Source organism: Psychroflexus maritimus (genome assembly GCF_011089875.1).
GTDB classification, from domain to species: Bacteria; Bacteroidota; Bacteroidia; order Flavobacteriales; family Flavobacteriaceae; genus Psychroflexus; species Psychroflexus maritimus.
The window spans coordinates 1-350 of record NZ_JAANAS010000099.1 but is presented as its reverse complement, the minus strand read 5'-3'; the positions used below and the strand labels follow the sequence as shown (position 1 = coordinate 350).

The 350-nt window shown below is 40.6% G+C and carries 1 protein-coding gene; it reads left to right on the top strand.

What is annotated here, in order from left to right:
- Window positions 1-350 (top strand): hypothetical protein (locus tag G7034_RS10870; protein ID WP_166400984.1); only part of this gene is annotated, 350 nt, incomplete at both ends.

Sequence of the window (350 nt, the reverse complement as noted above, 5' to 3'; positions counted from 1 at the left end):
GCCAACGTACAAGCTTTTGAACAAACTATTTATGCGTTTTTTGAAGATGAAGAAACTGGTTGTACTCAAATTTTTGACTTGGATTTATTCACCCGGAACACCCCACAAACCGAATCTCCCGAACCGCTAACGCTTTGTGACGACAACGAGACTGGCGTTAGAACTTTCGACTTAAGCTTAGTGGAAGACGAAGTTTTACAAAATGTTGAAAACACCGATGAACTTATAATCGAATATTACAACAACCTTCAAGGTGCAGAAGAGCAAAATCCGGGCAACCTCATCAACAATCCAGAGGAATATGAAAGTCAGTCGGATAATCAAATCGTTTATATTCGCATCACCGACCC